The sequence below is a fragment of the Caulobacter sp. Root487D2Y genome, assembly GCF_001427165.1.
Taxonomy (GTDB): domain Bacteria; phylum Pseudomonadota; class Alphaproteobacteria; order Caulobacterales; family Caulobacteraceae; genus Caulobacter.
This window is the reverse complement of the sequence record NZ_LMFD01000001.1, coordinates 440,254-459,553: the sequence shown is the minus strand read 5'-3', so window position 1 is coordinate 459,553 and position 19,300 is coordinate 440,254. Positions and strand designations below refer to the sequence as shown.

The 19,300-nt window shown below is 68.9% G+C and carries 20 protein-coding genes; 5 read left to right on the top strand and 15 right to left on the bottom strand.

What is annotated here, in order from left to right:
* Positions 1 to 130: 130 nt before the first annotated feature.
* The 4 genes from ASD38_RS02195 to ASD38_RS02180 all read right to left on the bottom strand — a co-directional run bounded on the left by ASD38_RS02195 (position 131) and on the right by ASD38_RS02180 (position 4,796).
* Positions 131 to 349, bottom strand: a complete 219-nt coding sequence (locus ASD38_RS02195; protein ID WP_056457152.1) for a hypothetical protein — start codon at positions 347 to 349, stop codon at positions 131 to 133.
* Between the two features lie 345 nt (positions 350 to 694).
* Complete coding sequence (gene ahcY, locus ASD38_RS02190) at positions 695 to 2,086, bottom strand: adenosylhomocysteinase (RefSeq protein WP_056443788.1); 1,392 nt, start codon at positions 2,084 to 2,086, stop codon at positions 695 to 697.
* A gap of 100 nt (positions 2,087 to 2,186) precedes the next feature.
* Positions 2,187 to 3,206, bottom strand: a complete 1,020-nt coding sequence (locus ASD38_RS02185) for a DUF1176 domain-containing protein (RefSeq protein WP_056457149.1) — start codon at positions 3,204 to 3,206, stop codon at positions 2,187 to 2,189.
* Positions 3,207 to 3,230: 24 nt separating this feature from the next.
* Positions 3,231 to 4,796, bottom strand: a complete 1,566-nt coding sequence (locus ASD38_RS02180; protein ID WP_056457146.1) for a CYTH and CHAD domain-containing protein — start codon at positions 4,794 to 4,796, stop codon at positions 3,231 to 3,233.
* Between the two features lie 107 nt (positions 4,797 to 4,903).
* Between ASD38_RS02180 and bioB the strand changes: the two genes are divergently transcribed.
* Positions 4,904 to 5,914 carry a biotin synthase BioB gene (gene bioB, locus ASD38_RS02175; RefSeq protein ID WP_056457143.1) on the top strand — a complete coding sequence of 337 codons (1,011 nt, stop codon included), beginning with the start codon at positions 4,904 to 4,906 and terminating at the stop codon, positions 5,912 to 5,914.
* A 166-nt stretch (positions 5,915 to 6,080) separates the two neighbouring features.
* Here bioB and ASD38_RS02170 read toward each other — a convergent pair whose 3' ends face one another.
* The 5 genes from ASD38_RS02170 to ASD38_RS02150 all read right to left on the bottom strand — a co-directional run bounded on the left by ASD38_RS02170 (position 6,081) and on the right by ASD38_RS02150 (position 9,691).
* The gene (locus ASD38_RS02170; protein ID WP_035080715.1) at positions 6,081 to 6,359 is read right to left on the bottom strand and encodes an HPr family phosphocarrier protein; all 279 of its coding nucleotides are present in this window, start codon (positions 6,357 to 6,359) and stop codon (positions 6,081 to 6,083) included.
* On the bottom strand, positions 6,356 to 6,763 hold the full coding sequence (locus ASD38_RS02165; RefSeq protein ID WP_056443774.1) for a PTS sugar transporter subunit IIA: 408 nt from the start codon (positions 6,761 to 6,763) through the stop codon (positions 6,356 to 6,358). The genes ASD38_RS02170 and ASD38_RS02165 overlap by 4 nt, the downstream gene beginning before the upstream one ends.
* Before the next feature lie 75 nt (positions 6,764 to 6,838).
* On the bottom strand, positions 6,839 to 7,273 hold the full coding sequence (locus ASD38_RS02160) for an HPr kinase/phosphorylase (protein WP_056457139.1): 435 nt from the start codon (positions 7,271 to 7,273) through the stop codon (positions 6,839 to 6,841).
* Positions 7,270 to 8,973 (bottom strand): sensor histidine kinase, encoded by a 1,704-nt coding sequence (locus ASD38_RS02155; RefSeq protein ID WP_082554830.1) that lies wholly within the window; start codon positions 8,971 to 8,973, stop codon positions 7,270 to 7,272. Before ASD38_RS02155 ends, ASD38_RS02160 begins: the two co-directional genes overlap by 4 nt.
* Before the next feature lie 7 nt (positions 8,974 to 8,980).
* Positions 8,981 to 9,691, bottom strand: coding sequence for a response regulator transcription factor (locus ASD38_RS02150; RefSeq protein ID WP_056443770.1), 711 nt, complete (start codon positions 9,689 to 9,691; stop codon positions 8,981 to 8,983).
* A gap of 220 nt (positions 9,692 to 9,911) precedes the next feature.
* Here ASD38_RS02150 and ASD38_RS02145 point away from each other — a divergent pair, with 220 nt between their 5' ends.
* Complete coding sequence (locus ASD38_RS02145) at positions 9,912 to 11,633, top strand: hypothetical protein (protein ID WP_056457138.1); 1,722 nt, start codon at positions 9,912 to 9,914, stop codon at positions 11,631 to 11,633.
* 15 nt (positions 11,634 to 11,648) lie between these two features.
* Here ASD38_RS02145 and pseC read toward each other — a convergent pair whose 3' ends face one another.
* Both pseC and pseB read right to left on the bottom strand, forming a co-directional pair.
* Positions 11,649 to 12,854 (bottom strand): UDP-4-amino-4,6-dideoxy-N-acetyl-beta-L-altrosamine transaminase, encoded by a 1,206-nt coding sequence (pseC, locus tag ASD38_RS02140; RefSeq protein ID WP_056457135.1) that lies wholly within the window; start codon positions 12,852 to 12,854, stop codon positions 11,649 to 11,651.
* The gene (gene pseB, locus ASD38_RS02135; RefSeq protein WP_056443766.1) at positions 12,854 to 13,888 is read right to left on the bottom strand and encodes a UDP-N-acetylglucosamine 4,6-dehydratase (inverting); all 1,035 of its coding nucleotides are present in this window, start codon (positions 13,886 to 13,888) and stop codon (positions 12,854 to 12,856) included. Before pseB ends, pseC begins: the two co-directional genes overlap by 1 nt.
* Before the next feature lie 128 nt (positions 13,889 to 14,016).
* Here pseB and ASD38_RS02130 point away from each other — a divergent pair, with 128 nt between their 5' ends.
* A complete protein-coding gene (locus ASD38_RS02130) occupies positions 14,017 to 14,424 on the top strand; it encodes a hypothetical protein (RefSeq protein ID WP_056443763.1) in 408 nt (135 codons plus the stop codon).
* Between the two features lie 47 nt (positions 14,425 to 14,471).
* Here ASD38_RS02130 and ASD38_RS02125 read toward each other — a convergent pair whose 3' ends face one another.
* The 3 genes from ASD38_RS02125 to ASD38_RS02115 are packed head-to-tail and all read right to left on the bottom strand — an operon-like array spanning position 14,472 to position 15,911.
* A complete protein-coding gene (locus ASD38_RS02125) occupies positions 14,472 to 14,951 on the bottom strand; it encodes a nucleoside deaminase (RefSeq protein WP_156390526.1) in 480 nt (159 codons plus the stop codon).
* Complete coding sequence (locus ASD38_RS02120; protein WP_082554815.1) at positions 14,948 to 15,391, bottom strand: type II toxin-antitoxin system VapC family toxin; 444 nt, start codon at positions 15,389 to 15,391, stop codon at positions 14,948 to 14,950. Before ASD38_RS02120 ends, ASD38_RS02125 begins: the two co-directional genes overlap by 4 nt.
* Positions 15,363 to 15,911, bottom strand: coding sequence for a DUF7662 domain-containing protein (locus ASD38_RS02115; RefSeq protein ID WP_056457133.1), 549 nt, complete (start codon positions 15,909 to 15,911; stop codon positions 15,363 to 15,365). Before ASD38_RS02115 ends, ASD38_RS02120 begins: the two co-directional genes overlap by 29 nt.
* Before the next feature lie 129 nt (positions 15,912 to 16,040).
* Between ASD38_RS02115 and ASD38_RS02110 the strand changes: the two genes are divergently transcribed.
* Positions 16,041 to 17,576: a pseudouridine synthase gene (locus ASD38_RS02110; protein ID WP_056457130.1), complete on the top strand. Its 1,536-nt coding sequence runs from the start codon at positions 16,041 to 16,043 to the stop codon at positions 17,574 to 17,576.
* Between the two features lie 9 nt (positions 17,577 to 17,585).
* On the opposite strand, the gene ASD38_RS02105 is transcribed toward ASD38_RS02110, so the two are convergent.
* Complete coding sequence (locus ASD38_RS02105) at positions 17,586 to 18,524, bottom strand: CPBP family intramembrane glutamic endopeptidase (RefSeq protein WP_056443753.1); 939 nt, start codon at positions 18,522 to 18,524, stop codon at positions 17,586 to 17,588.
* 142 nt (positions 18,525 to 18,666) lie between these two features.
* Between ASD38_RS02105 and ASD38_RS02100 the strand changes: the two genes are divergently transcribed.
* Positions 18,667 to 19,299 carry a TMEM175 family protein gene (locus ASD38_RS02100; protein WP_056457127.1) on the top strand — a complete coding sequence of 211 codons (633 nt, stop codon included), beginning with the start codon at positions 18,667 to 18,669 and terminating at the stop codon, positions 19,297 to 19,299.
* Position 19,300 lies beyond the last annotated feature (1 nt).

Genomic DNA, 19,300 nt, shown 5'->3' with positions numbered 1-19,300 from the left:
ATTGAGGACTTGAATAGGGCGCGGTGAGACAGTCATCGTTTCGCGCCCGATGAGCGCCACCGTAGGATGCAATATGGCGCGAGAAATCTCCGCCCGGCGACAACCGCGTCGCCGGGCGATGGGGTGGTTTCTAGCGCTTGCTGGGAGTCGAGACGCCGAGCGCCTGAACACGCGTGTTGAACTTCAGCTCCATGGTGCTGGGGCTGAAGGTCAGCGCCCCCTCGGCTTGGGGCGAGTTCTCGATGCGTTGGGAAATCGCTTGCGTGAAGCGAAGAACGCTGGCGGCGATGGTAACCATCAAGCCACACAGGATGATCGTCGGATAGCGGCTATAGATATTCTTCGTCATGGGATGGGCCCCTTCTGTTGTTGATGTCTACATGGCAGTTCCTCCGTGGTTTGAGCGTACTCATGCCACGCAAGTTTGATCGGGGCCAATTCCCCAATCTATACCCACATATTACCAACAAATTTTGGTATGTCAAGATAAAATACGTATTCGCAAGAACAGATGCGAATTCACGAATATTTACCTTAATGTATACTCTTGAAGAGGCGGCGAGCCCTGAACCTCCAGGCCGATGCCAAGCCGCTTCCGGCAAGCCCGCCCAAAGCCGATCCGCCAGGCGGCGACCAAGAAAAAGGCCCGCCGCGTTTCCGCGGCGGGCCTTTTCGGCTTGGCTGAAGGCGAAGCCTAGTAGCGGTAGTGGTCCGGCTTGAACGGACCCTTTTCCGGCACGCCGATGTACTCGGCCTGGTCGGGACGCAGCTTCGACAGCTTGGCGCCCAGCTTCTCCAGGTGCAGCAGGGCGACCTTTTCGTCCAGGTGCTTGGGCAGGGTGTAGACGTCGTTCTTGTAGGCCGTCTTGTTGGTCCACAGTTCGATCTGGGCCAGGGTCTGGTTGGTGAAGCTGGCCGACATCACGAACGAGGGGTGGCCCGTCGCGTTGCCCAGGTTCACCAGGCGGCCTTCCGACAGCAGGATGATCTTCTTGCCGTCCGGGAACTCGATGTGGTGGACCTGCGGCTTGATCTCGTCCCACTTGAAGTTCTTCAGGCCGGCGACCTGAATTTCCGAGTCGAAGTGGCCGATGTTGCAGACGATGGCGTTGTTGCGCATCTGCCGCATGTGATCGACGGTGATGACGTCCTTGTTGCCCGTGGCGGTGACGAAGATGTCGGCGCGACCGGCGCAGTCGTCCAGGGTCTGGACCTCATAGCCTTCCATCGCCGCCTGCAGGGCGCAGATCGGGTCGATCTCGGTGACGATCACCCGGGCGCCGCCCTGGCGCAGCGACGCGGCCGAGCCCTTGCCGACGTCGCCGTAGCCGCAGACCACGGCGACCTTGCCCGACAGCATCACGTCGGTGCCGCGACGGATGGCGTCGACCAGCGATTCCCGGCAGCCGTACAGGTTGTCGAACTTGGACTTGGTGACGCTGTCGTTGACGTTGATGGCCGGGAACGGCAGTTCGCCCTTCTGGGCCATCTGGTACAGGCGGTGCACGCCCGTGGTGGTCTCTTCCGACACGCCGCCGATGGCCGCGCGGATCGCCGAATAGAAGCCCGGCTTTTCGACCAGGTAGCGCTTCATCACGGTGTAGAGCGCTTCTTCTTCCTCGTTCTGCGGATTGTTGAGGATCGAGGGATCCTTCTCGGCCTTCGGACCCAGCACGCAAAGCAGGGTGGCGTCGCCGCCGTCGTCGAGGATCAGGTTCGGATAGCCGCCGTCGGCCCATTCGAAGATCTTGTGGGCGTATTCCCAGTACTCGACCAGGTTCTCGCCCTTGAAGGCGAACACCGGCACGCCCGAGGCGGCGATCGCGGCCGCGGCGTGGTCCTGGGTCGAGAAGATGTTGCACGAGGCCCAGCGGACGTCGGCGCCCAGGGCGGTCAGGGTCTCGATCAGCACGGCGGTCTGGATGGTCATGTGCAGGCTGCCGGCGATGCGGGCGCCCTTCAGGACCTGGGCCGGGCCGTATTCGGCGCGGGTGGCCATCAGACCGGGCATTTCGGTCTCGGCGATGGCGATTTCCTTGCGGCCGAAATCGGCGAGCGAGATGTCCTTGACGATGTAGTCGGCCACGGTCGGGCTCCTGCGGTCGGGGGATGGTCTTGCGCGGTCTATACCGCGCTCCGCCCTTTCTCGCAATTAAGGCATAAGGATTTCTTTATATGCCGCTCGACTACCGGACCTCGGCGTGGAACGTGGTCGGCCAGTCGCCGCCGTAGCCGCGGCAGACCGGCATGACCGTCGCCTCCGACAGCGCGAAGGCCTCGCCGGTCCACACCCACTGGCTGGAATCGCCGCAGTCGCCGATCCCGCGCCCCTTGTTGTAGGCCGACAGCAGGCGGGTCTTGGGGTCGTACTCGGCGTTGACGAGCACGCCGTCGCCCACGCCCTCCAGCGCCAGGCTCAGCCGGTCGGCCTTGTCGGCGATCACGAACAGCGAGCCGAAGTTGTAGGCCGCGCCCCAGCACGGAACCTGCCAGAGCACCTTGTCGGCCGACAGGCGAAAGGCTTCGGGCTTGTCGTCCCGGCCCGGTCCAAGGTCGCACTCGGCCTTGCTGAACAGGGCCTTGATCGCCGCCGGCGGCTTGGCGGGCAGCCCAGTCTGGGCGACCGCCGGGGCGGCGTGCAGGACCGGCGCCGGCGGCGGCGCGGGAACGCCGGCGGCCGGAACCGCGCCCTTGGCGACCATGGCCGTGACCGTGCCGGCCCGCTTCTGCTGGTCGTCGGCATAGCGCAGGGCCGCGACCATGCCGGCCAGGGACACCCGGCCCAGTTCCTTGCCGCCGTCCTGGATCGACAGCAGCGTCCCGTTGCGGGCCGCGCCCAGCAGCGGTCCCACCTGGGCGTCGTCGAGCACGACGGTGAAGTCCGCGCTGTCGCGCGAACTCACCACCTTGGCCGTCATCACGACCCGCCCGTCGACGGCCAGGGCCGGGGCCTTGCCGCCGAGGCTGATCTCGCCCAGCAGGTCGATCTCGACCTTGGCCGGCGCGCTCGCCGCCGCGGCGCGGCTCAACCGCAGCACCGCGGGCAGTTCGGTGTCGTCGGCCGCGAAGCCGGCGACCTGGCAGTTTCGCAGGTTGTCGCAGACGACCGTCCAGTCCTTGAAGCTTTCCACGCCGTCGGCCCCGGCCACCCCGGGCGCCAGCGCCAGAGCGGCCGCCAGGGCCAGGATCGAGATCTCGACTTTCATGCCCGCATCCCAAAGAGGCGACGGTCACCAGAACCGTTTGGCCTCGATGAATGTGACATAAGCGCCCTGAGCCTCAACCAGAAGTTCGGCCTCTCGCTCCGCGCGACCCGCCGTCAGGCGCCCGGCGGCGAAGGCCGCCTCCGGATTCTCGCAGGACAGCGCCACCTCGTGGGCCAGGGCCTCGCGAACGGCCAGGTCGTTGAGCCGTCCCAGGGCGTCCTGCAGGGTCTTGGCCGCCTCGGCGAAGCGGGCCAGGCGCTTGGGATGGTCGGGGAACAGCCCGCCCAGGTCGTCGACGGCGTAGCGCAGCTTCTTGCCGCGAATGCGCAGGTGGTGGCGGTCCTCGGGGCTGAGCGCGGCCAGGTCGCGGCCGTCCTCGCGGATGCGGCGGCGGCGCTTGTCCAGGGCCTTGGCGGCGAAGCCGGCGGCGGGCTTGTCGCGGCGCTTTTGGAGGCGCTTGTCGGTCGTCCACGCGCCGGCCTCCAGCCAGGCGGCGGCGTCGATGGCCAGGGTCCGGAAGCGGGCGCTGTCCACGGCCGCGTCGGCCCCGGCGTAGGCCTGCGTCTGGGCGGTCAGCAACGCCTTGCCGAACGCCGCCAGGGCCCTGGTCTGGTTTTCGGCGGCCTCGTTCTGGACGGGGTCGGGCTGGTCTTGCCCGGCCGGGTCCAGCCCGACCTGATCCGGCGCGCTCTGGCTCTCGGCCGCGGGCCGCCAGACGTCGGCGATGAACACGTCCAGGTTCCGCGCCGCGCCCAGTTCGTCGGCCAGCCACTTCAGCTCGGCCTTGACATGGCGGGCGGCGGGATCGTCGGCCAGGGCCTTGAAGGTCGACAGCAGGGCGCGGAACCGGCGGGCCGCCACCCGCAGCTTGTGCACCCGCTCGGGACCGGGACGGGTCCGCAGGCTCTCGGCGGCGGCGCACAGGCGGCACAGGGCCGCCCGGCCAAGCGCCTGCAGCGCCTCGCCGGTCGTCGATCCAGGATCCAAGGGGGTGTCGGGGCGCGGACCGTCCGCCTCGTTGAGCGCCAGGGCGTAGCCGCGTTCCGCCTTGCTCACCAGCGACAGCCGAAGCGGGGCGTGAGCGGCGACGTCGCGGGCCAGGTCGAACAGCGCCTGGGCCGGCCCGGTCTTCAGCTCCAACTCCAGTTCGCTGACCGCCACGCGGCGATCGTCGGCCAGCAGCTCGCCCTGGTCCAGGGCCGCCTCGATGACAGCCCCGTCCCGTTCGATCAGCCGGGTCACGCGCTTGACGTTGGTGGTGAACACCGCAACTAGAGTGTCGCCGTTGACTGCCTTGGCGGCCGGGGTCTGGGCCAGAAGATCGCGGTCGGGCTCGGGGCCGGCCACCGCGTTCTCCCATTCGCCGCGGGCGAACACCCCGCCGGACGAGGCCGACTTCAGGGTCTGCTTGCGGCCGTTCTCGCCGTCGCGGATGCGCAGGCCGAAGCCCGCCTTGCGCAGCGCGTGGTCGATGGTGTCGAAATAGGTGGCGTCGAGCTGTCGAACCGCCTCCCGCCCTTCCAGCCGGGCCAGGATCGCGTTCGAAGCCTCCGGGGCGATCAGGAACTTCAGTTCGATTTCGTGATCCATGCGACAATCATAACTTGGCCGACGGGTTTTGGCTGCATCGGGTCTTGAAAGCCACGCACGCGGGACGTGCTTGCCAATCGAGGTGCCCGAGTCCAAACCTGCGCGCCATGAGCCAGATCAACTTCGCCCAGCCCCGCCACGATTGGACCCTCGACCAGGTCGAGGCCCTGTTCGACCTGCCGTTCATGGAGCTGGTCTTCCAGGCCGCGACCGTCCACCGGGCCGGGTTCGATCCGTCGGAGGTGCAGCTGTCGCAGCTGCTGTCGGTCAAGACCGGCGGCTGCGCCGAGAACTGCGGCTATTGCAGCCAGAGCGCCCACTTCAAGACCGGTCTGAAGGCCGAGAAGCTGATGGACGCCGACGTGGTGATCGCCAAGGCCCGCGAGGCCCGCGACGGCGGCGCCCAGCGCTTCTGCATGGGCGCGGCCTGGCGCGAGCTGAAGGACCGCGACCTGCCCAAGCTGGCGGCGATGATCGGCGGGGTGAAGGCGCTGGGCCTGGAGACCTGCGCGACGCTGGGCATGCTGACGCCCGAGCAGGCCAAGTCGCTCAAGGACGCGGGCCTGGACTACTACAACCACAACCTCGACACCGGCCCGGAATATTACGGCGACGTGGTGTCGACCCGCACCTACCAGGAGCGCCTCGACACCCTGGCGTACGTCCGCGACGCCGGCATGAGCACCTGCTGCGGCGGCATCGTCGGCATGGGCGAGCAGCGGCGCGACCGCGCCAGCCTGCTGCACCAGTTGGCCACCCTGCCGGCCCATCCCGACAGCCTGCCGATCAACGGCCTAGTGCCGGTCAGCGGCACGCCGCTGGGCGACAAGGTGCTGAAGGAAGGCCAGATCGACTCGATCGAGTTCGTGCGCACGGTCGCCGTGGCCCGCATCGTCTGCCCCAAGTCGATGGTCCGCCTGTCGGCCGGCCGCGACGAGATGAGCCGGGAGCTGCAGGCGCTGTGCTTCCTGGCCGGCGCCAATTCGATCTTCGTCGGCGGCAAGCTCTTGACCACGCCCCTGCCCGGCCAGGACGAGGACAGCGCGTTGTTCCAGGACCTGGATTTGCGTCCGATGGGCGTGAAGGCGGCGGCGCCGGAAGCCGTGGCGGCGGAGTAGACGAGCCGTCTCCGAAGACCCTCTCCCCGTGGGGGAGGCGATCGCGCAGCGATCGGTGGGGGGAGTTTTGGGGTTGTCGATCCTGCGGGCGGCGGCTGCCGATCACTCCCCCCTCCGTCGGCTGCGCCGACACCTCCCCCACGGGGGGAGGACCTGGGACGAGCGCCTAGCGCTCCTCGTCGAACCTATTCGACACCAGCTCGGTCAACGCCTCGACCGCGGCGTCGGCCTCGGGGCCCTCGGCGGCGATGTCGATGGTCGAGCCGATGCCGGCGGCCAGCATCATCAGGCCCATGATCGAGCGGGCGTCGACGCTGGTCCCTTCGCGGGCGACGGTGACCTCGGCGTCGAAGCCCGAGGCCAGCTTGACGAACTTGGCCGAGGCGCGGGCGTGCAGGCCCCGTTCATTGACGATCTCGACCGTGCGCGCCGCCATGCGACTCACTTTTCCCCAGCGAGCACGTAGGAGGCCACGGAGATATATTTGCGTCCAGCCTCTTGGGCGTGGGCGACGCAGGCCTGCAGGTTCTCGCGCTGGCGCACGCTGGCCAACTTGATCAGCATCGGCAGGTTCAGACCGGCGATCACCTCGGCCTTGGTCTGCTCCATCACCGAGATGGCCAGGTTCGACGGCGTACCGCCGAACATGTCGGTCAGCAGAATCACGCCGTCGCCCTCCTGGTCGACGGCGGCGCACGCCTTCAGAATGTCGGACCGGCGACGTTCCATGTCGTCTTCCGGGCCGATGCAGATGGCCTTCACCGCGCTCTGCGGTCCGACCACGTGCTCCATGGCGGAGACGAACTCCTCCGCCAGCCGCCCGTGCGTGACTATCACGAGCCCGATCATGCCTGATCTCTCAAACGGGATCCCCATAACCCGTGGCGGCCAGGGAGGGCCGCGCGGGCCGCCTTGATACGCTTGTTAGTCGGCGACTCCAAGATGCTCAAACATCCACCTGATTTTCGTCGGCGCGGCGGGTTCCAGAGGCCACAGGTCGAGCACGCGCGTGGAAACGCCTTCGATGACCTCGAACATGGGATCGGGCAGCCGCTCCACCGCCTGCGGCCGATCCACGCAGCGCACCAGAAGGTCGATCCGGCAGAACGGTCGATAGGGCTTGGGCAGCACGCCCAGGCCCCGCGCCTCGACCTGTCCGGCCAGGGCGTCGGGCGCGCGGCCGTAGAGCTTGCCGCCGGACACGAACACCACGGTGCGGTCGTCGGCGACCAGGACGAAGCCCTGGTCGAGGGCCCGCAGCGCCAGGTCGCTCTTGCCCACGCCCGACGGGCCTTCGATCAGCGCGCCACGCCAATCGCCGGCGATCCGGCGGGCGATCAGTCCCGCATGGCGGATCATTCGCGCGCGCCCCCATCGCGTTGGGCGTCGCGTTGGCCGCCGTGATGGGGATGTTGCGGTCCGGCCTCGGGCAGGTCGACCCAGAACCGCGCGCCGATCACCCGGCCCTGTGCGTCCTTGCGGTTCTCGGCCCGCATGGTTCCGCCGTGCGCCTCGACGATCTGGCGGGCGATCGACAGCCCCAGGCCCGAATTGCCGCCGAACGCCTTGCCCTTCGGCCGCGAGGTGTAGAACCGCTCGAAGATGGTCTCCAGGTTTTCGGTGGGAACCCCAGGACCGTCGTCGTCGACCGTGACGACCAGCCGGTTGTGATGGTCGCGCAGGCCGGGATCGCGCTTGAGGGTGACCCGCACCTCGCCGCCGGCGGCGCTGAACGAGCGGGCATTGTCGATCAGGTTGCGGAACACCTGCCCCATCGGCGTCTCGCGGGCCATGACCCAAGCGTGCCGCGGGGCGGCCTTGGCGTCGAGGGTCACCCGCACGCTGCCGGGCGCCTCGCCCGGGCGCAGCTGGGCCTCGTAGAGATGGATCACCTCGGTCAGCAGCAGGTTCAGCTCGAAGGCCCGCGGCGCCTCGCGCGACAGCTCCGCGTCCAGCCTTGAGGCGTTGGAAATGTCGGTGACCAACCGGTCCAGGCGGGTGACGTCCTGCTGCAATATGCCCAGCAGCCGGGCCCGGGCCGCCGGGTCGGTCACCAGGTCCAGGGTCTCGATCGCCGAGCGGATCGAGGTCAGGGGGTTCTTGATCTCGTGGGCCACGTCGGCCGCGAAGCGTTCGATGGCGTCCATCCGCTCGGACATCGAGTCGGTCATCTCCTCCAGGGCCCGCGACAGGTCGCCCAGCTCGTCCTTGCGGTCGGAGATGTCGGGCAGGGAGATGGCCCGGGCGCCCTCCAGCCGCACGCGGTCGGCGGCGCTGGCCATGCGCAGCACCGGCTGGGCGATCAGGCGGTTGAGCAGGAACGACGAGATCAGGGTGGTGGCGATCGCGATCAGGGCGAAGGGCAGCAGGGCCTTGCGCTCGGCGGCGATGATCTGGTCGATGTCGCCGGCCTCCAGGGTCAGCACCCCCAGCACGGCGCGCACGTGCTGGATGGGGATCGACACCGACACCACCCGCTCGCCCATCTCGTCGATGCGGGTGCCGGCCACGGGCTCGCCCAGCTTGGCCTGGGCGATCTCGGCGGCCAGGGCGGCCCGCGCCGCGCGCGCCACCTCCGGCTTGGCGTCGGAATCCTGGGTCGGCAGACCGAAGGACGGCTTGCCGGGCTTGCGGGCGGGCGGCAGGACCTTGGACTCCACCCGGTCGGCGACGACGTAGGAATCGGCCAACTGATTGCCTTGGGCGTCGAACAGCCGCGCGCGCTGCGAGCGCGGGATGAACAGGCTCTGCAGGATGTCGCTGGCCAGCCCGGGCGACAGGCGCGGCTCGGGATTGCCCTCGGTGGCGGCCGCGTCGATCACGTTGGCGATCAGCTCGCCCTGGGTGGTCAGACTGTCGATGCGGGTGTTGATCAGGCCGCTGCGCAGCTCGTTCAGCACCAGCGCCCCGCCCAGCAGCACCGCCAGGGCCAGCAGGTTGAGGCCGATGATCAGCCGGCCCAGGCGCGAGCCCTTGGGCCAGCCGAGCTTGGGCCAGGCGAACCCGGACCAGGTCAGTCGCCGCTTCCGCCTGCCCTCGGGTCCGGGGTCCCCGGCCATCTTGCGATCAGGATTCGCGATATCGGTAGCCGACGCCATACAGGGTTTCGATGGAATCGAACTCCGGATCGACCTGGCGGAACTTCTTGCGCATGCGCTTGATGTGGCTGTCGATGGTGCGGTCGTCGACATAGACCTGATCGTCGTAGGCGGCGTCCATCAGGTTGTCGCGGCTCTTCACGAAGCCCGGGCGCTGGGCCAGCGATTGCAGCAGCAGGAACTCGGTGACCGTCAGGCGCACCGGCTTGCCGTCCCACAGGCTGTCGTGGCGCGCCGAATCGAGCGTCAGCTTGCCGCGCTTCATGATCTTGGAATTGGCCGAGCCCGGCGCGGCGCCGGCGGCGTCTTCCTCCTCCGGACGGGCCCGGCGCAGCACGGCCTTGACCCGCTCCAGCAGCAGGCGCTGGCTGAACGGCTTGTGGATGTAGTCGTCGGCCCCGAGGTTGAAGCCGAGGATCTCGTCGATCTCGTCGTCCTTGGAGGTCAGCATGATCACCGGGATCTCGGTGGTCTGACGCAGGCGGCGCAGCACTTCCATGCCGTCCATGCGCGGCATCTTGACGTCCAGGATCACCAGGTCGGGCGCCTGGCTCTCGACCGCGTCGAGTCCCGACGCGCCGTCGTAGTAAGCCTTCACCACGTGGCCATGGCTTTCCAGCGCCAGCGAAACCGAGGCGACGATGTTTTCGTCGTCGTCGATGAGAGTAATATCGGCCATCGAGCCCTAAGGGTCCTTTCGAAGAGTGCCTGTCGATACTACCGACCGGCGACGCCCGCTACAACGCACCCCCCAACAACGCTTAGGGGCGGCTAAGCTTTCCCGATCTTTTGCGGCTCCAGCGTGGCGCGATTGCGGCGCGTCCCGACGAGCGTGTCCGGCGGCAACCTCACCTTAAGGTCTTGTATCCCATAACCGAGCCTCGGGGAGCGTTTTGCCGATGAGCGATCAAGTCCATTACGAGCTGTTCGTGCGCCGCAAGCCCGGCGCGCAGTGGACGCTCGACATGGCGACGGAGGTCCGCACCCACGCCCTGCAGACCGCCGAGGAGGCGCTGGAGCAGGGCCGAGCGATCGCCGTGCGGGTCAGCAAGGAGACCCTCGACCCCGAGACCCGCGAATACAAGTCGATCTCGATCTTCACCAAGGGTCAGGTCGACGGCGGCAAGCCCAAGAAGGTGCAGGAGGATCTCGAGCCCCTCTGCGTCCAGCCGGCCGACCTCTATACCGCCCACGCGCGCGACCGCATCGGCCGGCTGCTGGAAGGCTTCCTGGAGCGTCACCACGCCACCCCGTTCGAGCTGCTGCACCGTCCCGACCTGGTCGAGAAGCTGGAAGCCTCCGGCACCGACCTGCAGCACGCCCTGCAGAAGATCGCCATCCCCGAGGCCGAGGCCCGGGGCATGTCGGTCCACGAGCTGATCCGCACCTTCCAGGGCCTGGTCGAGCGCACCGTCGCCAACCTGATGAAGGCGTTCAAGAAGGGCGACCTGCCCGACCTGGACAAGGAAGGCTTCGCCCGCGCCGCCGAACGGCTGGCCATCGATCCCGACCGCGCCTTCCTACTGGGGGCCGGCGTCGCCGCCTCGATCGCGCCTGGCAAGAACTGGTCCGAGAAGCTGGCCCGCCTGCTCGACCTGGCCGACGCCGCCCCCACCGAACCCAAGGCCCGCGCCGCCGCCCTGGCCGCCATCGAGACGCCCCTGGCCGAGATCATCGGCTCCAAGGCCGGCATGGCCGACCTGCTGGGCGCTGACAGCGCCGGGGGCGACGCCGACCTGGGCACGACATTGGCGGCCATGACCCGCCTGGCGGGCGGCGCCCAGGTCGAAGGCCTGATCCGCGTCGAGGCCGGGGTGCGCAACTGCATGCCCGAGCTGAACGGCACCGCCAAGCGCCTGTGCGACTGGCTGAGCGGCGAGGAATTCCCCGCCGTGCGGATGTCGATCGCCCAGCGGGTGCTCAAGGAGCTGAACGGCGTGCGCCGCCTCAAGCCCGCCGACGCCGAGGCCGAGATCGAGTTCCTGCGCGCCCTGGCCATGAGCCTGACGGCCGCCGCGGGCCGCATCCTGCCGCCGGAAGACATCACCAGCGCCTTCACGACCCGGTCCAAGACCCTGCTGAACGGCGAGTTCATCGAAGCCCTGCTCGGCCGCGACCGCTCGTCGCGCGAGGAGGTGCAGATGCTGATCCGTCTGGCCGAGAACGTCATGGGCGCGGTCAACAAGCGCACGGCCGCCCGCTGGCTGTCGGCCAACGTCCTGGCGCTGCGCTTCGAGCGCGAGCTGCGCCAGGGACCGGACTCGGCGGCCGCCAAGCTGGCCGCCCTGGCCGCCCTGCAAAGGTCCCTGGTCCGTTCGGGCCTGGTGGTCGAGGACTACGAACCCCTGTGCGCCCGGCTGGGCGAGGTGGGCGGCATGATCGAGATCGACGCCCGCCTGGTCGCCATGCTGGTCCGCGCCCCCGCGCCCCTGCCCCAGAAGATCTCGGTGCTGATCAAGCTGGCCATGGGCGAGGCGGGCCCCACCGGCCCCGTCGCCGAAAAGGCCAGGATCGAGGCCATGAAACTGGCCCGCGCGCCGGAAGCCCGGGAAGAACTGGCCAACTCGCCCGAGACCATGGAGCTGCTCAAGGGCATGTTCCAGCAGAAGGCGGCGGCTTAGGCGGCTCGCCCTCTCTCAAAGAGAGAGGGATTTGGCCAGCGCCTCGACCACGCGATCCACATCCCCATCCGCCATCGTCGGATACAGCGGCAGGGTCAGGCAGCGAGCGTACCAGGCCTCGGCGCCGGGCAGGTCCAGGGCGCCGTAGCGGGTCTGGTAGTAGGGCTGGGTGTGCACCGGGATGTAGTGGACCTGGCTGCCCACGCCGCGCGCCTTCAGCGCCTCGACCACCGCGCGGCGGCTCGTGCCGGCGGCCTCGAAGTCGATCAACACGGTCAGCAGGTGCAGGGCCGGGTCGGACCAGGCCGGGCTGGTCGCCAGGCGCGCGGTCGGGGCCAGGGCGGCCAGCTTCTCGGCGTAGAGCGCCGTCAGGGCCCGACGACGGGCCACGAAGCGGTCGAGCTTCGAAAGCTGCGAGATTCCAAGGGCGCAGAGCACGTCGGGGATGCGGTAGTTGAAGCCCAGCTCCGGCATCTCGTAGACCCAGGGCTCGGCGCCGGCCGGGCGGACCATGCCGTGGCCGCGCAAGGATCGAGCCCGGGCCGCCAAGGCCGCGTCGTTGGTGGTCAGCATGCCGCCCTCGCCGGTGGCCAGGGTCTTGACCGGATGGAACGAGAAGCTGGCGAAGCTGGAGAAGGCGCCGTCGCCGACCGGGTGGGCGACGCCGTTGAAGGTCCCGACCGAACCCAGGGCGTGGGGCGCGTCCTCGACCAGCACCGCCCCGGCCCCGGCCGCCAGCTCGCGCAGGGCCGGCAGGTCGCAGACGTCACCGCGCAGGTGGACGGGCAGCACGGCCTTGATCCGACGGCCGCCGAACGGGCCTGAACCGGCGCGCTTCAGCGCCTCGGCCAGGGTCTCGGGCGTCATCAGGCCGCTGCCCGGATCGACATCGGCGAACACCACCTCGGCCCCGACATAGCGGGCGCAGTTGGCGGTGGCCAGGAAGGTGACCGAGGGCGCGATGCAGAGATCGCCCTCGCCGATCCCCAGGGCCAGCATGGCCAGGTGCAGGGTGGCGGTGCCGTTGGCCACGGCGATCGCGTGCTCGGCCCCGACCTTCCGCTTGAACGCCGCCTCGAAGGCCTCGACGGTGGGCCCCGTGGTCAGGAAGTCGGCGCGCAGGGCCGCCGCCACCGCCGCCACGTCGTCGTCCTCGATGGTCTGACGGCCGTAGGGCAGGAAGGGGAGCGGCGCCGCGCTGTCTCCCGCGGAGGGCGGCATCAGGCCTTCTCGGCCAGCATGGCGTTGAGGCCGTCCTCGCTGAGCCAGTCGTCGTTGTTGTCGCTGCTGTAGCTGAAGCCCTCGGCCACGTCCTTGGCCTCCGCTTCGCCCCGGAAGGCCTTGCGCGGATATTCCACGAAGGTCGGCTCGATCACATAGCGGTCGGAAAGCTCGACGGTGGCGCGGGCGTCGTCGGCGCTGATCATCATCTCGTGCAGCTTCTCGCCTGGGCGGATGCCGACGATCTTCATGCCGACGTCCGGCGACATGGCCTTGACCAGGTCGGGCATGGTCATGGACGGGATCTTGGGCACGAAGATCTCGCCGCCGCGCATGATCTCCAGCGACGACAGCACGAACTCCACGCCCTCGTTCAGGGTGATCCAGAACCGGGTCATCCGCGCGTCGGTGACCGGCAGCTCGGTCACGCCCTGGCCCAGCAGGCGCTTGTACAGCGGCACGACGCTGCCGCGCGAGCCGACCACGTTGCCGTATCGGACCACGGAGAAGCGGGTGCCGATGTCGCCCGACAGGTTGTTGGCCGCCACGAAGGTCTTGTCGGAGGCCAGCTTGGTCGCGCCGTACAGGTTGATCGGGTTGCAGGCCTTGTCGGTCGACAGGGCCACCACCTGCTTGACGTGGTTGTTGAGGCTGGCCCAGACCACGTTCTCGGCGCCCAGCACGTTGGTGTGGATGCATTCGGAAGGGTTGTATTCGGCGGCCGGCACCTGCTTCAGCGCCGCGGCGTGGATGACGATGTCGACGCCGCGCAGGGCCAGGGTCAGGCGCTCACGATCGCGCACGTCGCCCAGGAAGAAGCGCATCTTGCCATAGGTCGCTTCGTCGAACTGCTCGCGCAGCTCCAGCTGCATGTCGCTCTGCTTCAATTCGTCGCGGGAATAGACGATCACTTTGCGCGGGTCGGCGCGTCGCAGGACGGTCTCGATGAAACGACGGCCAAACGAACCGGTGCCGCCGGTCACCAGGATGACCTTGCCGTCCAGATCGAGGGTTTTCGGTGAAAAGCGCCCCAATTTCAGTCTCCTGCGCCCCCGCCGCGAGCTGTACGCGGTCTGCCGCGCGCGGGACGATTCATGGTTAACGCCCCTTTGTGCCCGTCAGACGTAAAGAGGACGTCAATCCCATCGTGCCATAAGGGCGCATGCGCCGCGCAATCGCCCTGTCCGTCTTGTCGCTGCTGGCCGCCGCCAGCCTGGCCGCCCCGCCCGCCTTCGCCGGTCACGGCAAGGCCGAGAAGGCCGCGCCCGTGACCTATTTCGCCCTGCAGCCCCTGACGGCGACCACGATCCGCCGCGACGGCCGCCGGGGCGTCATGACCCTCGAGACCGGGGTGCAGTCGCCGGATCCGGCCCTGATGGAGCGCGCCCAGCAGTCCGAGCCCCGCCTGCGCGCCGCCTTCGCCCAGGTGCTGATGACCTACACCGCCAACCTGCCGCGCGGCGCGGCGCCGGACCTGAACTATCTGGGCGGCCAGATGCAGGACGCCGCCGACAAGGTCCTGGGCCGCAAGGGCGCCAAGGTGCTGCTCGGCTCGGCGATGGTGAACTAACTCACCGTCATCCTCGGGCTTGTCCGACGATGACGGGCCTGGGGGCGTCACTTCTTCCGCCGTTCCCTGAAGAACCCCCGCAGCAGGTCCGCGCTCTCCTGGGCCATCACCCCGCCGACGACCTCGGGCCGCCAGTGGCAGGTGGGCTGGGCGAAGAACTTCGGGCCGTGGACCACCGCCCCGCCCTTGGGATCCTCGGCCCCGAACACCACCCGGCCGATCCGCGCGTGGCTGACCGCCCCGGCGCACATGGCGCAGGGCTCCAGGGTCACCACCAGGGTCAGGTCGGTCAGGCGGTAGTTGCCGAGCTTGGCGGCGGCGATCCGCATGGCCGCGATCTCGGCGTGAGCCGTAGGGTCGTGGGCGCCGATCGGACCGTTGCCGGCCTTGGCGATCACCTCGCCCGTCGCGGGGTTCAGGATCACCGCCCCCACCGGCGTCTCGCCGCGCGCCGCGGCGGCACGCGCCTCGTCCAGGGCCAGAACCATGGCGGCTTCGTCGGTGAGCGAGGGGGCGGTGATGGTCATGACTCCGGGGTCAAAAGGCGGACATGGCCGGCCAGGCCGACGTCGACCGCCCTTCTGGCAAGCCTCGCGTCGGCCGTGACGAGGGGAACATCGCGCAGCAGGGCGAGGGTCAGGTAGATGGCGTCGTAGGTGGAAAAGCTGTAACGGGCCGCAAGATCATAGGCCGACACAGCCAAATCGCTCAGAGGCGCGACCTCGTCCAGCAGATACGGCAGCTTCTCGATTGTCTCGCGAGCCGCCACCTTCGAAACCAAGCCGCGTCGAACCAGCCGGCTCGCGACAAACACAAACTCGGCGAAGATCAGGTCCGGCGCGCTGCGTCGCACCTCCGCACGGAAGAACGGCAGTGTCCCGCCCGGACGCGATCCCGAAAGCAGCCAGTTCACGGCGACCGAAGCGTCCAGCACCACTTCATCGCTCATAGCGCTCGTCGCGCTCATCACGGCCTTCTTGGATCAGGGCGACGATATCGACATCGTCCGTCAAGGGAGGCGACCGCTTCTGGAACCAGTCGACCATCGCCGCGAGCCGGTCATTGGCCAGTTGATCTAGCAGGGCGACACAGGCGCCGGACCGGTCGCCGCCATGCTCCTTCACATGCTCGTCGATCATACGCAGGGCACGCGTGTGGAGCGCCGCGATCGGCAGGACGATGGCTTCCGTATCCTGGTGTTGAAAGCTCGCCCCGTCCTCGGCCACGCCGAGCGCGGAGGCCTTTACGAAGCTCACCTGACGCGCCGCGAGGTCCAACGTGGCGGTCTTCCACCCGGCGTCCAGCCAGGCGGCCGCCTGTGAGTGGCCCGCGCGGGTGTTCGACCACCAGGGCTGAGCATCGTAGGCCGAGGGCGGCAATGAAAAGCCCAGGATCCTTTCGATCTCCGCGAAGGAGAGACGCACCTCGCCGTGCTGGAACATCCCCTCGAGGTGACGCTTCAGCGGTTCGTACTTCGTCGGCTTCATAGTATGTCTCCGCGATACACGAAGTATATACTATTCCTGATATGCGTCCACCTTGATCCCCGCCCGGTTCGGTGCGCATTAGAAAACCGCCCATCGTGAGATGCGCCCAGCCCTTGAAGGACCGACGCCGTGACCGAGAAATACCAGCCCCACCTGCATGACAACGCCATTCCGGGTCAGGACGACGACGGAGAGGGCGCGCGGGTCGCCAAGATGCTGGCCCGGGCCGGCGTGGCCTCGCGGCGCGCGGTCGAGCGGCTGATCGAGGACGGCCGGGTGGCGCTGAACGGCGAGGTCCTGACCACCCCCGCCGTCAAGGTCCGCCCCGGCGACATCCTCACCGTCGACGGCAAGATGATCGACGAGCCCGAGGCGACGCGGGTGTTCCGCTATCACAAGCCCAGCGGCTTGATGACCACCCACAACGATCCCAAGCAGCGCCCGACGGTGTTCCAGGCCCTGCCGCGCGACCTGCCGCGCCTGATCTCGGTCGGACGCCTGGACCTCAACTCCGAGGGCCTGCTGCTGCTGACCAATGACGGCGCCCTGTCGCGGGCGCTGGAGATGCCGCAGAACGCCTGGGTGCGCCGCTATCGGGCCCGCGCCTTCGGCGACACCACCCAGGCCAAGCTGGACAAGCTGAAGGACGGGTGCACGGTCGAGGGCGTGCGCTACGGCCCGATCGAGGCCCGCCTCGACAAGGCCCAGGAAAAGGCCGGCGGCGGCAAGAACATCTGGATCACCCTGTCGCTCAGCGAGGGCAAGAACCGCGAAGTGCGGCGGGTGCTGGAGTCCATCGGCCTGAAGGTCAACCGGCTGATCCGCCTGTCCTATGGCCCGTTCGCGCTGGGAACCCTGCTGCCGGGCCAGGTCGAGGAGGTCGGCCCCCGGGTGATCCGCGAACTGCTGGAAGGCATCGTCGCCGAAGAGAACATGCCCAAGGGCGACAAGCCGCAGTTCATCGGCGTGGCCGATCCGCTGAAGGCCGTCGGCACGGCGGGCGGCGGCGACATGCAGCGGCGCGGCGTGCCCCGCACCAACAAGGCGGTTCAGACCTCGATCCTGATCCCCGACGAAAAGGTCGAGGAGGAGAAGTTCGTCCGCAAGCCGGGCTGGGCCAAGCCCAAGAAGAAGCCGTCGATCGTCGGCCGCGAGCCCGTGCGCCCGGCCAAGAAGTCGATCGAGAGCAAGATGATCGGCCCCAAGCCGCTGTCCTACCGCGACGCGGCCGCCAAGCGGATCCGCGACAAGGAGATGGCCGACAAGAACGCGGCCGACAAGCGCGCCGCCCAAGGCAAGGACGCCCGACCCTCGAAAGGGTCCGACAAGCCGAAGCTCGGCGCGCTGCGGGCCAATGGCTACAAGCCGCTGGGCGACGGTCCGGCCCAGAAGGACGGCAGGACGGGCGGCAAGCCCAGCACGGTCAAGGCGGCGGGCCCCAAGACCGCCGGCTCCAAGCCCGGCGAGGCGGGCAAGGTGTGGTCCAAGCCGGGCATGGCCAAGTCGGCCGGCGCTCGCCCCGACGGCCCCAAGGGCGCCCCGCGCGCAGACGCCCATAGGGGCGCTCCGCGCGCAGATGCCCACGGGGGCGCTCCGCGCCCGGGCGGCAAGCCCAGCGGTCCGCGTCCGGGCGGCTCGGGGGCTCCGCCGCGCGGCAAGCGGTGACGCTCTAGCTCAGGTGGCCGCCAGCCGGGTCCAGCGACGCAGCGGCGCCCACCGCGCGGCGATCTCGGCCAGGGCCACGTAGCCGGCCAGCATCAGGGGCGCGATGACCAGGGTCTCGGGCGGGAAGGCGTGCGGCGGCTCGGGCTTCAGCGCCATCGGCTGGATGAACAGCAGGATGACGATGTTGTTGGCCGCGTGAGCTCCGATGGCGAATTCGACGCCGCCCAGGCGCAGGGTCATCCAGGCCAGTCCCACGCCCATGGCCAGCCGCGTCAGGAAGGCGTCGAGATTGGGATCGAAATGGATCGCCGAGAACAGCAGGCCGCTCAGCACCAGCACGACGCGCGGATCGGGGAACCAGGCGCCGACCACCTTGATCAGCCAGCCCCGGAAGACCAGCTCCTCGGCGGCGGCGGCGATCAGCAGCAGGGACACGACCATCAGCGCATAGATCAGGCGTCCAGCCAGGTCCGGGCTGACCGCCAGGATCGGCGCGCCCGGCGCCTTGGGGTCCAGCGCCGCCGAGGCCAGCAGCAGCGGCCCGATCGTCACCGCGAACAGGCCCAGGCCCAGCAGCAGCAGCCGCCAGCGGAACCGGGGCGCGATCGTGAAATACGACGCCAGCCGGCGGCGGTGCAGCAGCGCGGCGACCCCCACGAAGGCGAGGGCCATGCCGCCGTTGGCGAAGGCCAGCAGGCTGAGCATGAAGGCGACCTGGGTGAAGCCGGTCGGCGTCTCGCCGCGGCCGATCGCGGCCATCATCCGCTCGGGCGCATCCACCCCGCCGCCACCGATCGCGAAGGCCACGAACACCGCGGCGCCGCAGATCACGGCCGCCAGCACGGCCGCGATCATGCCGATGGGCAGGGTCAGCAGAAGCGGAACGACGCGCCGGTCGGCCGGCGTCAGATCGTCCAGGAACGGCGACCGTCGAAGCTCTGCTAGCACCACTGTTTTCGATCCTGACCCAGGATCATCGCTAGGCGTTCGCCGCGCGCGGCGCAAGCCATGCGATACGCGACTTGCCGCGATGGCCGGCGCGCGGCACACATCCGGGCAGAAACGCGGCGGGACAGGAAGCGGGGCGCGCATGACCGATATCACCGACAAGGAAGCACAGCACCTGCACCGGCTGATCCTGTTCTCGGACGCGGTGTTCGCGATCGCCATCACCCTGCTGGCCATCGAGATCCATCCGCCCGAGGGCTGGCATGGCGACGTGGGATCGTTCTTTCACCTGATGGCCGCCAAGCTGCTGGCCTACGCGGTCAGCTTCGCCGCGATCGGCGTGCTGTGGATCAGCCATCGCCGCACCTATTCCCGCCTGGTGAAGGCCGACGGCGTGCTCGACGTGCTCAACTTCCTGATGCTGGGCCTGGTGGCGCTGCTGCCCCTGGGCACCCAGCTGCTGTGGGAAGCCAACAGCGCCGGCGCGCTGATCCTCTATGTCGGCCTGGTCGCCGGCGTCGGGATCGCCCAGGGCCTGGCCTGGGGCTACGCGGCCTTCATCGGCAAGCTGGTCGAGCCGATCGACCTGTCGACGCGGCTGTTCATCCTGGCGCGGGTCTCGCTGCTGCCCGGCCTGTTCTGCGGCCTGACCTTCGTCAGCGTGCTGACCGGCACGGTCTGGGGCTTCATCGCCATCGCGGTCGTCTCGGCGGTCCTCACCCTCGTCGGTCGTCGCCTGCAGCCCAAGCCCGACGCGGCCGAGGCCGAGGTCTGAG